Origin of the sequence: Bacillus cereus group sp. MYBK5-2 (genome assembly GCF_051915685.1) — a bacterium.
GTDB lineage: Bacteria > Bacillota > Bacilli > Bacillales > Bacillaceae_G > Bacillus_A > Bacillus_A cereus.
The window spans coordinates 1,426,385-1,438,603 of record NZ_JBQAFE010000001.1; the positions used below are offsets into that span (position 1 = coordinate 1,426,385).

The window sequence follows — 12,219 nt, forward strand, 5'->3', positions numbered from 1 at the left end:
TATAATAAAAAGAAAGGGAGTGCAAACTTATTTATGAACAAATGGATCTTTCTTATCATTTTATTATTACCGCCACTATACATCATTTATATGACGTTTAGAATGAACAAAGTTGCTCGTGAAAAGTTGAGCTATCACTCTCCGTACGTTCTTATACTGGGTGCAAAGTTATTTGGAGATAGACCGTCTTTATCTCTTCAAAATCGTTTGGATGTAGCGTTGGAGTATTTATTTTCCCATCCTGAAGCGAAAGTAATTGTTTCAGGTGGTCAAGGAGAAGATGAAGATATACCGGAAGCTCACAGCATGAGAAACTATTTAATGGTACACGGTATAGATGAGAGTCGTATTTTAATAGAAGATCAATCTACAAATACGTATGAAAACTTAAAGTTTAGTATGGATTTATATAATGTGAAACATGCGGTAGTTGTAAGTAATACGTATCATTTATATCGAACGAAAATAATTGCAAAGCGTTTAGGCATGAAGATGGAGGCACTAGCTGCTGAAACACCAATTCGTTCTAAGAGAAAAATGTATGTTCGCGAATATGCTGCTATTATGAAAACAATATTGTTCGACCGTTAGAGCTCAAATGTGAGCTCTTTTTTTATTTAAAAGCGTATCATTTGAAATGAATGCCATATTCCATCAAAATAAAGGAAACAACATTAAAGGAGTTGTATTTGTGATTCAATTTAATCATGTGTCAAAATCGTATGAAGATGGCACGAAAGCAGTGGATTCATTGCATTTAGAAATTAAAAAGGGAGAATTTTTTGTTCTCATCGGTCCGAGTGGATGCGGGAAAACAACGACAATGAAGATGATTAATCGTTTAATCGAAACGACTGAAGGATCGATTTTAATCGATGGAAAAGATATTCAACAATATAATATAAACGAATTACGTTGGGATATAGGATACGTGTTGCAACAGATTGCTTTGTTTCCTCATATGACAATTGCTGAAAATATTGCAGTTGTTCCTGAAATGAGGCAATGGAGCAAAAAAGAAATTAAAGCACGCGTCGATGAATTGTTACATATGGTTGGATTAGATCCGGATATTTATCGAAATCGTATGCCTGATGAATTGTCAGGAGGACAAAAACAACGTGTCGGTGTCGTGCGAGCATTAGCTGCAAACCCGAAAATCGTTCTTATGGATGAACCATTTAGTGCGTTAGATCCATTAAGTAGGGAACAGCTTCAGAAGGATATTGTACAGTTGCAAAAAAAGATTCAAAAAACAATCGTATTCGTAACACATGATATGCAAGAAGCATTATCACTTGGAGATCGCATTTGTATTATGAAAGAAGGAAAAGTTGTTCAACTAGATACACCAGAAGGAATTATACATAATCCGAAAAATGAATTTGTAGAGGAATTCATTGGAAATCGTGGGCGAACTTGGTATGAGGGGAAAAGTATAGCAGATGTATTGCCGCTCGATCAAAGTGTGCAATTAGAAGGGCAGGCGCTATCATTACATTCTTCTTTACAAGAAGCGTTAGTTCGTGTGCGTGATGAGGAGGTCGTTCCAGTTGAAAAAAACGGTCAATATATTGGAACGTTAACAAGTCGTCATATTGTCAATTACATTGTTGAACAAATGAAGGAAAGAGGCTAAACAGTGACTAATTTTATACAAACGTTCCAAGAACGAAAAATAGAATTACTAACTGCATTAAGTGAGCATTTACAAATATCGCTTATTTCATTATTTTTTGCAGTAATTATAGCGGTGCCACTTGGCATATTATTAACAAGAAAAGAACGAATGGCTGAATTTATAATAGGAACTTCTGCAGTAATGCAGACAGTGCCATCACTTGCATTACTCGGACTATTAATTCCATTAGTAGGAATCGGAAAACTTCCAGCGATTATCGCATTAGTTGTGTATGCACTATTACCTATTTTACGAAATACATATACAGGAATAAGGGAATTAGATGAATCTCTAATAGAAGCCGCAAAAGCTATGGGGATGAATAGTTGGAGAAGATTGTGGAAGGTAGAACTTCCTCTTGCATTGCCTATCATTATGGCTGGTATTCGTACAGCGATGGTATTAATTGTTGGAACGGCTACATTAGCAGCTCTCATTGGTGCTGGTGGGCTCGGTAAGCTTATACTATTAGGTATAGATCGAAATGATCATGCACTTATCATTTTAGGGGCCGTACCAGCCGCGTTACTCGCTTTATTCTTTGATATAGTACTTCGCATACTTGAACGACCGAAACGCTCTTCTAAGCGTGTTATATTGACGATATGTATTGTTTGTATAATGATTGCTTCTCCATTTCTTTGGAGTACAGAAAAGAAAGATATTGTTATTGCGGGCAAACTTGGATCAGAACCTGAAATTTTAATTCAAATGTATAAGCAGCTTATTGAACAAGATACAGATTTACACGTACAATTAAAACCAGGTCTTGGAAAAACAGCATTTGTATTTGAAGCGTTGAAATCAGGGGAAGTAGATATATACCCAGAATTTTCAGGAACAGCTTTATCTACTTTCGTGAAAGAAGAACCAAAGAGTACAAATCGTGATGAAGTATATGAGCAGGCTCGCATTGGAATGGAAAAGAAATATAATATGATTATGTTGAAGCCAATGGAGTATAACAATACATATGCACTAGCTATGCCGAAAAAAATAGCAGATCAAAAGAATATAAATACAATTTCTGATTTAGGGAATGTTGCGCAGGAAGCCAAAGTAGGATTTACATTGGAATTTGCTGATCGTGAAGATGGTTATAAAGGAATGCAAAAATTATATAACTATAAGTTCTCGAATGTTAAAACCATGGAGCCGAAGCTGCGTTATAGCGCAATTGAATCTGGAGATGTTAACGTAATTGATGCATATTCAACAGATAGTGAATTGGAGCAATACGGACTGAAAGTGCTGAAAGATGATAAAGGGTTATTCCCACCTTATCAAGGAGCACCATTATTAAGAAAAGAAACGTTACAGAAATATCCTGAACTTGAAAAGGTATTAAATAAATTATCTGGAAAGATTACAGATGAAGAAATGCGAAAAATGAATTATGAAGTTAACGTAAATGGTAAAAGTAGTGAAGAAGTCGCAAAACAATTTTTACAAAAAGAGAAGTTACTTCGTTAAATTTACAAGAAATATACAAATTTATATGTTTGAAATGACCGTTCATTACAAAATGAGCGGTTTTTTTGTGCATACTTATACATTTTTTCAAAAAAGTATTCCATTTTTGCTCATTTTCTTTTAGAATAAGTAATGTTTTCCTGAAAAAATATAAGAGAAACGTCTATTAGAGAAAAAGGTGACTTTAATAGTTGAACGAACATAACACCTAGAATGACAGATGGGGTGGTACAAATAGAAAAGAAGTTAGGATTTTTTCCATTAATCGCATTAGTAGTTGGAACAATGGTTGGTGGCGGTGTTTTTAGTTTACCGCATGATTTAGCAGTAGGAGCAAACAGTGGTGCAATAATAATTGGCTGGTGTATTACAGCGATGGGAATGATTCCACTTGCGCTCGTATATCAAACGTTAGCAAGACAAAAACCGGAACTTGAAGGTGGAATTTATAGTTATGCACGTGCTGGTTTCGGTGAATATATTGGATTTAATAGTGCTTGGGGATATTGGCTAGCAGGAATCTTAGGTAATGTCGCAACAATTATGTTACTGTTTAGTACATTAGGTTATTTCTTTCCAATTTTCAAAGGAGGAAATAATGTTGCGTCTATCGTTGGGGCATCACTTTTATTATGGACACTTCATTTTTTAATTTTATTTGGAATCCGTGAAGCTTCTATTATGAATGTGATCGCAACAATAGGGAAGTTAGTTCCAATCGTTTTATTTATTGTTGTAATGGTAACAGCCTTTCGCTGGGACACATTTACACATGATTTTTGGGGAGAAGGAACGATTTCACTTTCCGCTATACTTGGTCAAGTGAAAAATACAATGCTTGTAACACTTTGGGTTTTCATTGGAGTTGAAGGAGCGGTTGTATTATCTGGAAGAGCGAAGAATAGTCGAGATGTTGGTAAGGCAACAGTATTGGGACTTATTTTAGTAATGTCCATTTATATTTTAATTTCTGTCCTGTCAATGGGAGCTATGACAAGAGGCGAACTTTCTGTGTTAGAAACTCCGTCAATGGGACATGTATTAGAGCACGTTGTTGGTCCATGGGGTGCAGTTGCGATTAACATCGGATTAGTTGCTTCACTTGTCGGTACATTAATTGGCTGGTTTTTACTTGTTTCTGAAATTTCTCATGTAGCAGGAAAAGATGGCGTATTTCCGAAAGTCTTTACGAAAACAAATAAGAAGCAAACACCGCACATGGCATTATGGATTTCAAATGGTGTTGCCCAAATTATATTTATCATCGTTTTGTTTTCGGAATCAACATATCAAATTATGTATTTCATTGCATCAACATCAATTTTATTACCATATTTATTATCAGCGTTATTCCAATTTAAATTAGTCATTACAAACGAGTTAAAAGACGCTAAATTAAAAAACGGAGCGTTAGCTTTAATTGCTTCTATTTACTCTGTATGGCTTCTTTATGCAGCTGGTTTAAAGAATTTACTACTCGTTTCAATTGTGTATGGAATTGGAATTATTGTTTACACGTTTGCAAGAAAAGAACAAGGGAACCGTTGCTTTGTAGGTGCAGAGAAGTATGTGATGTGGGCAATTATTGTTGCGGCTATCACATCCATATATATGTTATTAACTGGAAATATAAAAATGTAAAAAGTCCTTTTCATTTAAAGGGCTTTTTTCTTTGTTTAGAGAATATTTACTACATAAGATATTCAGGAGGGATGAGAATGGAAGAAAAAGAACAGTTGTCTAGAATAATTGATTTAGCTAGTGAGTTAAGGAAAGTATTAGTGCAAGAATCTTTTTTTAATCATCATCCTGAACTAAGAGGAGTCATTGAAAATTTAGCAAGTTCTGTTGAAAATTTGGCGGAATTACAAATAAGTAAAGATGAAAACGCTGAAGATCGATTACGTTACGTACTTGCGAAAATGAAAATTGCTCATAATGCAATTTTACAAGAGAAAAAAGCATTTCCTTCTCATTAATATAAGTTTTTATTTTGAACCTGGCGGATAACGTCAGGTTTTTTATTTCTAGTTTTTCGTTTCTTTCATACACTAAGAATAGTATGAAAAAAGAAGGTGACTAAGGTGAAATTACATAAAGCTCTTCAGCCAAGTTTTATAAAACGAATGTACTATATGAGATTTTTAGGGAAATTTACAAAAGCTGAGAAAGAGAAGAGTGGAGAGAATTTTTTTGTACAATGCTTATCGCCAATACCATTCACTTTACAGGAACAATTTATAAATGAACCATATGTATTTGAAGGGTTATGTAGCAATAAAAAGAATGAAAAAATCTTTTCGGAATTAAAGAAGAGGAAATTAGAAAAGCAATTAGTAATGTTTCGTCTTTATTATGAAAGAGGAAATGTATACGTGGAGTTAATATGTACAGAAGAACCGAAAGAAATAGCAAGCAGCTATAAAATGATTCCGGCACCTAAAGTTACAAATCATAAAAAAAGAGAATCTTTAGAGCGAAAACTTAGCAACGGTTATTTATCATTTCTTATGCCAAAATTTCCGAAAGACTTTGAGCCTCCTGAATTATTGTGGCACGATGGAAGACTGTACGGAAACATATCCCTAAGGTCATCAATTAGCTCAATCGCCTATTTTGAACAGAAACGTGAATGTAAATATATAAACTGCAGTGACTGGACGAAGTATGTAGAAATAGCGGTAGAAGATCAATTATATTTTGTAAGTGATTATGTGTATGAGCAATTAAAAAAACGAATGCATGAAGAAGGTAAGCTAGTTGAAGTAGAGGATATAAAAATACAAAAAGATGAATGGGAATGGGATGAGCGTGAATCGTCCTTTTTACAGTATGTACAAAGTATGGTGCATAATAAAGGGTTATATTTGGATGAAACGGATATTTATAATTTCCATATAAGTGTAAAAACAAATATGTTAACGATTCTTGGTGGTATACCGGGCGTTGGAAAATCACGTTTTGTGCAAACTTATGCAGAAGCATTAGGGTTACAGTATGGGGAAGAGTTGGTTTGGATTCCAATTTCGCCATCGTATCAAGAACCACATGATTTACTTGGTTACCTTCATCCAAATGGTACTTTTATTGAATCTGAAGCGAAGTTAGTTAGGACGTTAATGAAGGCGAAAGAAAATCCAAATCAACTGTATATAATCGTTTTTGATGAAATGAACATGTCTCATATTGAGCATTGGTTTACTCCGTTTCTATCTGTTCTTGAACTTGAAACAAAAAATCGTATTTTAAACTTGTATGAGGGTGTACAGGACATAGAGAATTCAATTCCATCAACAATTGAAATTGGAGAAAATATTATATTTGTAGGTACTGTAAATTTTGATGAAACAACGAAAGAGCTCTCTGATCGATTATTAGACCGAACGAACCTAATAACGTTACAGAAAATTCCGTTTTGTGAGATGGGCATGGAACAGGGGAAAGTCGTATTACATCCACCTTTGAAAGTAACGGCGGGAGAATTTCGGATAAATTGGATGAGAAATAAAGCGATGATTGAAGTGTTTTCTGAAGAAGAATTAGAGCTATTAGATAAGTTGCATGTCGTATTGTCATCACATGACGCGTCTAAGGGAATTTCTTTCCGATGTGCAAATGCAATTGCGACTTATTTGCAAAACATACCGTTTCAAAATAACCATACCTATATGATTAGTAGAGAAGAGGGGTTTGATTTACAAATAAAGCAGCGTGTATTGACGAAAATCAGAGGGACCGAAATGATGGTTGGGCCTTTACTTTCTGAAGAAGCAAAAAGGGGGGCGACCTTAGTACCTCTTTTGCAATCTACACTTGCAAACAGAGTATCTACATTTGAACACTCTTTAGCATATATACGAGAAAAACGTAGAGAACTGGAGTTGTATGGATATGCAAAATGAAGGGCGTTATGAAACAAAAATCGTTGATACGAATGAAACGCTCCCTTTTGTATTAAAGTTAATCATTGGAAATGAAGGGAAAGGAGATTATATTTTATTAAATCGTCTTTGTACATCTACTACAGCATTAGTTCAATGTATTTATAAAGTACAAGAATTAAAACCAATAAGATTACAGTACAATTATGAAATCCCAATGAATATTACTTTTATATGGAATAAAGTATATGAGGGACAGAAAAATATAAAAGAGGCTCAATATGAAATAAATGAAAAAAAACAAAGAGTATTAATATATGAACATGGGAAAACAGAATTCTTTTATCCATGGCGCTGTGGTCTATACCATTTTGAAGTGCGTATAGAAGATACAACGTATTATGGCGCATTTCAAATCGTACCGAAAAACTTTTTTGATGATCAATTTGAAATGATTCAAGACTATGTGAAGTCAATTTTAAATGAGTTGATTTTGGATAGAGGTTACTATAAAAAGACCTTCTCTGCACTTAGCGATATTGAGGATTCTTCTTATTTAGTGTTACTTAGAAAGTTACCGCAAAAAATGAAAATGATAAAGCAAATCTTTAAGAAAATAGAATCAAGCTCAACTTTTATAAATGAATATAAATGGGAAGGAAAAGAGCGAAAGCCAACAAGAAAAGGAACTATAGTGGCAGAACGAAAACCTTATGCCAAACATTATAATCGTAAGTTTATGGAACAAAAAAATAGTAAGGAAAATGCATTTCTTAAATATAAAGCGATGCAATTTTATCATTATTTAATTGAAGCTAAAAGTTTTTTACGTCAAACAATTGAAATCTTAGAAAGAGAAAAAAAGAAAAAATCAGAAGAGTTTCAAGCTGTAAAAACGATTATACAAACAATTGAGCGTAATGGATCAGTAACCGATAGAGAGAAGCAAAAATATAAAAATATACATTTACTAAAAGAAGCCGATTTACGAAAGAGCTCAATGAAAATACAAGAATATAAAATATTGGCGCATATTGTGCATGAAAATGTACAATACTTTCAAATGTTAATGCACTCTTCATTTTGGAGGGAAGTTACTGAAACAAGTAACATGAACTTACATGATTTACCGATACCACATCAACAATTACTACATCATTTAGAAGTACTCCCGCAATATACGGATCAATCTCCATCATTATTATTTGTTTATAAGCCAACGTTTTTAGTGTATGAATATTACGCTTTTTTTATCGTTATTTCACTTTTAGAGCAAATTGGTTTTGAGGCTAGAAACTCCATCCGTGAACAAATACAAGAACATTTTTATGTAGATGGATTACAAGATGGAACGACAGTAGTTTTAGAACGAGATGATATAAAGGTGCATGTCGCATTTAATGACTTAATTGAAACACATCCTCTTATTGCATTAAGTAAAGGTAGTAATTTTTACAATGGTGAGGATACGAAGAAGCCAGATATTCGCTTAGACTGTTATGTAAAAGAAGATGGGAAATACGTATATAAATCTTCTATTATTATTGAAGTGAAGTATAGTCCAATGTACAATATTTTTCAGCACGTCGGAAATACGAAAGCAACTGAGCAAATGTATAAGTACTGGTCTATAAAGTATGTAGAAGAACGGGATGGAAAGCGAGTCTATTATCGAAGGTCAATTTATGAAGTCATTTGTGTATATCCAGGAAGCCATATGCATAGTAAAAAAATTGAGTCTGGATGCGGTGTTTTCTTGCAGTTATATCCATATAAGACGAAACAAGGGGAAGAGAAATTAGCTGGAAAACATGGGATGGTACAAATTTTTGAAAAATGGCTAAAAAGCATTAAGAAGTAAAAGAAATCCTTTTTCATAAAGGATTTCTTTAGATTAAGAAGAATTATATGCTGTATGGAAAGAAACGTAGTGTAATTGAGATTTGAAAAGTGCTACAAATGTGTTATTAAAAGGAATGTGAGCGCGGGATAAAAGTCGATTAAATTGGAATCTAATTCATTTTGCAGAATATAATAAGTCATAAATATTTTTAGTTGCATACGAAGATTTGTTCTTATATGATAGATAGTGAAAGCGTTATCAAAAAACAGAGCGGCGATGGGAAAGGCGGTTAAATATGTTCCAGCGTGTTCAAACAAAGGAAGAACATTTTGGGTTCGAGCAACTATGGGGAGATTTTTGTGAAGAAAGAAACTTAATGTTCGTAGAACGTAATTTAAATCCATCACGATTTTTATTAATAGAAGATGAACATCCTATTGGTACAGTAGAATGTATTAAGTATACGGTACCTGAACAATCAAATTCTGAGTTTTTCTATCCGTTTTCTAAAAATGATTTAGTAAAAGATTTGAAGAATGTATATGAAATAGGCAAGTTAAGTATTTCGAAAACGTCTCGTGGAAGAGGACATTTCAAAAGGCTAACAGCTATTTTATTTATACATGCGTTAGAAACAAAAGCTGAATGGTACATTGCAGCAGTAACAAAAAGAATGTATATGTATTTACTTACACTTGGTTTTCCAATTGAACCAATAGATAATCCTTTTCAGTTTCATGATACTTTACAAGGTGTACCAGTAAGAATTCATGCTCGAAAAGGGGTTACGCATTTGTATTCTTTAAAAGAATTTCGTGATGTGATTCAAGGGAATGCTCATGCACAGGCATTAATTACAGAATACAGTAAAAATATTATGTTAACGAAATAAAGCGAAGTGAATATGTATAATAAAGAGAATAATATTTGTATAGGATATAACTCTTCATTAAAAAAGACCCTTATTATTTTAATAAGGGTCTAAAAATTATAATCCAAATATACTAAAAATCATTTTGCGGCGCTTCGGTTTCTTTTCTCGTTCATATGTTGGTTTTGAATCCGGAGTAATATAAATGGGTTCTTCTTTCGTTAGGGCAGCTTCTAACTTTTGAATTCGCTCTAACATTTCCTCCATTTCACGACGGTGTTGTAAAAGTTGGTACGTGACGACATCATTTGCCTTATCTTGCATTTGTTCTTCCATTCGATCAAGTCTTCTCGTAATAGTGTTTAATTGATTAGCTAATTGCTCAAAATCATTCGATGATATGTTTTGAACAATTGTATTAACTTGAGTTTTTAATTCCTCAACTTCATTTGAGGAAGCCTTTTGAGTAGATTGAGAATTTTGAGATTGCTCTATTTGAAATCGATGGTGTTCTAACATTTGATCGACATCCTCTTGTGTGAAAATAAAGTGGCCATATTTGTTTTTCTCTATCGTAAGATTTAATTGTTGCGCGATCCGGACAACAGCCTTTGGGCTAACACCTAATTTCTTTGCGATAAATGGTGTTTTATATTCCAAAATAATCCCTCCTATATATATCCTGTTGAATGATTTCGAGCTATGAAGTAAGTTCCCTTCTAGTGCGACAAAAGAAGTGTGGAATCGGCAAAGAAAGTGTTTTTTCACGAAATTGAGTTGAGGAGAATAGTTCTTTTAAATAAAAATGTCTTATCGTAACATTTAGAATAATTTGACGAGTGTAAATGAATTAGATTATCATAATGATAAATATCTTTTTTATGTATGCATATAATATATAAAAAGGTGGTTGCTAATGTAGAATTTTGTTAGAGTATTAGAATGCTTACTTCACTTGAATAAAATTAAGTAGGAGGTGGCTTCCTTGCTTACAAAGTAAGTAAGGAAAAGTATTTGGACATATATAGTATAAGTATAGTGATTGTTTTAATTGCCTTAACGGCATTTTTCGTTGCAGCAGAATTTGCAATTGTTAAAGTGAGAAGTTCACGAATTGACTATTTAATTGCAGAAGGAAATAATCGTGCAACATCGGTCAAAACAGTCATTACAAACTTAGACGAATATTTATCTGCTTGTCAGCTAGGAATTACTGTTACAGCTTTAGGAATTGGGTGGTTTGGTAAACCTGCGTTAAAGCAAATGTTTGATACGCTTTTTGCAAATTGGAATATCTCTACTCAACTAGCAGACATTTTTGCTGTAATTTTAGTATTTTTGTTAATTACTTTTTTACATGTTGTAATAGGGGAATTGGCCCCAAAAACATTTGCAATTCAAAAGTCTGAACAAGTGAGTTTGCTTGTTTCTAAACCGTTAATTTTCTTTTATCGTATTGCATTCCCATTCATTTGGCTATTAAATGGTTCAGCTCGAATCATTACGAAGCTGCTAGGGCTGAAACCGCCGAAGGGGCATGATGAGGTTCATTCAGAAGAAGAATTACGGTTGTTAGTTTCAGAAAGTTATAGAAATGGTGAGATTAATCAATCTGAATATAAATATGTGAATAAAATTTTTGAATTTGATGATCGGATTGCAAAAGAAATAATGGTACCTCGAACTGAAATGAATATTATAAGTAAAGAGATGCCTGCTGAAGAAGCTTTGCAAAAAATGTCTCGTGAAAAATATACAAGGTATCCAGTTGTTGATGGCGACAAAGACCACGTAATAGGTTTTGTGAATTTTAAAGATATTTTTACTGAATTTGTACAACATAAAGCTGTTAATAAGAAGACAGTAGAGCAATATATGAGACCAATTATTTTAGTTATCGATTCTATTCCAATTCATGATTTGTTTTTGAAAATGCAAAAAGAAAGAACACATATTGCTATATTGATAGATGAATATGGTGGAACATCTGGACTTGTTACTGTTGAAGATATTCTGGAAGAAATTGTTGGAGATATTCAGGATGAGTTTGATACGGATGAGCAGCCAGAAATTCAACAAGTTAGTGAAACGAAGACGATACTAGAGGGAAAAGTACTTGTTAGTGAAGTGAATACGTTATTTGGTTTAGGGATTGATGATGATGGTGTTGATACAATCGGTGGTTGGATTTTAACGAAGAATATAGAGATTGCTGAAGAGGATTCCATTGAAATTGAAAATTATAAGTTTTGTGTGAAAGAATTAGATGGACATTATATAAAAAGATTAGAAGTTACAAAGATAGTAGAATCGATTGTTATTTTAGAAGATGAAAAACAAATTTCGTTACAAGAGCAAATTAGCTCGTAAACTCTGCTATATAGCAGAGTTTTTTTGAGCATAATGTTTTTTGAGGGATAAGGGCTATGATACAATGACATAAGTCAAACCTTTCACTAGGTGAAGTATT

10 protein-coding genes are annotated in these 12,219 nt (G+C 33.3%); 9 read left to right on the plus strand and 1 reads right to left on the minus strand.

The window, feature by feature from the left end:
• Positions 1 to 33 precede the first annotated feature (33 nt).
• The 8 genes from ACTFP3_RS07615 to ACTFP3_RS07650 all read left to right on the plus strand — a co-directional run bounded on the left by ACTFP3_RS07615 (position 34) and on the right by ACTFP3_RS07650 (position 9,770).
• Positions 34 to 591 carry a YdcF family protein gene (locus tag ACTFP3_RS07615; RefSeq protein ID WP_001045713.1) on the plus strand — a complete coding sequence of 186 codons (558 nt, stop codon included), beginning with the start codon at positions 34 to 36 and terminating at the stop codon, positions 589 to 591.
• 100 nt (positions 592 to 691) lie between these two features.
• A complete protein-coding gene (locus tag ACTFP3_RS07620; RefSeq protein ID WP_000614085.1) occupies positions 692 to 1,639 on the plus strand; it encodes an ABC transporter ATP-binding protein in 948 nt (315 codons plus the stop codon).
• A 3-nt stretch (positions 1,640 to 1,642) separates the two neighbouring features.
• On the plus strand, positions 1,643 to 3,154 hold the full coding sequence (locus ACTFP3_RS07625; protein ID WP_000181014.1) for an ABC transporter permease/substrate-binding protein: 1,512 nt from the start codon (positions 1,643 to 1,645) through the stop codon (positions 3,152 to 3,154).
• 213 nt (positions 3,155 to 3,367) lie between these two features.
• Positions 3,368 to 4,795, plus strand: coding sequence for a basic amino acid/polyamine antiporter (locus tag ACTFP3_RS07630; protein WP_000129444.1), 1,428 nt, complete (start codon positions 3,368 to 3,370; stop codon positions 4,793 to 4,795).
• A 77-nt stretch (positions 4,796 to 4,872) separates the two neighbouring features.
• The gene (locus ACTFP3_RS07635) at positions 4,873 to 5,133 is read left to right on the plus strand and encodes a hypothetical protein (protein WP_000391445.1); all 261 of its coding nucleotides are present in this window, start codon (positions 4,873 to 4,875) and stop codon (positions 5,131 to 5,133) included.
• Positions 5,134 to 5,238: 105 nt separating this feature from the next.
• Positions 5,239 to 7,056: an AAA family ATPase gene (locus ACTFP3_RS07640; protein WP_440009889.1), complete on the plus strand. Its 1,818-nt coding sequence runs from the start codon at positions 5,239 to 5,241 to the stop codon at positions 7,054 to 7,056.
• Positions 7,046 to 8,896, plus strand: a complete 1,851-nt coding sequence (locus ACTFP3_RS07645; protein ID WP_440010004.1) for a hypothetical protein — start codon at positions 7,046 to 7,048, stop codon at positions 8,894 to 8,896. The genes ACTFP3_RS07640 and ACTFP3_RS07645 overlap by 11 nt, the downstream gene beginning before the upstream one ends.
• 277 nt (positions 8,897 to 9,173) lie before the next feature.
• Positions 9,174 to 9,770: a hypothetical protein gene (locus ACTFP3_RS07650; RefSeq protein ID WP_000487796.1), complete on the plus strand. Its 597-nt coding sequence runs from the start codon at positions 9,174 to 9,176 to the stop codon at positions 9,768 to 9,770.
• Between the two features lie 96 nt (positions 9,771 to 9,866).
• Here ACTFP3_RS07650 and racA read toward each other — a convergent pair whose 3' ends face one another.
• Positions 9,867 to 10,409 (minus strand): chromosome-anchoring protein RacA, encoded by a 543-nt coding sequence (gene racA, locus ACTFP3_RS07655; protein ID WP_000456023.1) that lies wholly within the window; start codon positions 10,407 to 10,409, stop codon positions 9,867 to 9,869.
• Positions 10,410 to 10,763: 354 nt separating this feature from the next.
• On the opposite strand from racA, the gene ACTFP3_RS07660 reads away from it, so the two are divergent.
• A complete protein-coding gene (locus ACTFP3_RS07660) occupies positions 10,764 to 12,119 on the plus strand; it encodes a hemolysin family protein (RefSeq protein WP_000356250.1) in 1,356 nt (451 codons plus the stop codon).
• Positions 12,120 to 12,219: the final 100 nt, after the last annotated feature.

What these genes read in the sequence shown, in the direction of transcription:
- ACTFP3_RS07635 (WP_000391445.1), top strand. Translation starts at nt 4,873, where the DNA reads ATGGAAGAAAAAGAACAGTTGTCTAGAATAATTGATTTAGCTAGTGAG.
- ACTFP3_RS07615 (WP_001045713.1), top strand. Translation starts at nt 34, where the DNA reads ATGAACAAATGGATCTTTCTTATCATTTTATTATTACCGCCACTATAC.
- ACTFP3_RS07645 (WP_440010004.1), top strand. Translation starts at nt 7,046, where the DNA reads ATGCAAAATGAAGGGCGTTATGAAACAAAAATCGTTGATACGAATGAA.
- ACTFP3_RS07630 (WP_000129444.1), top strand. Translation starts at nt 3,368, where the DNA reads ATGACAGATGGGGTGGTACAAATAGAAAAGAAGTTAGGATTTTTTCCA.
- ACTFP3_RS07650 (WP_000487796.1), top strand. Translation starts at nt 9,174, where the DNA reads ATGTTCCAGCGTGTTCAAACAAAGGAAGAACATTTTGGGTTCGAGCAA.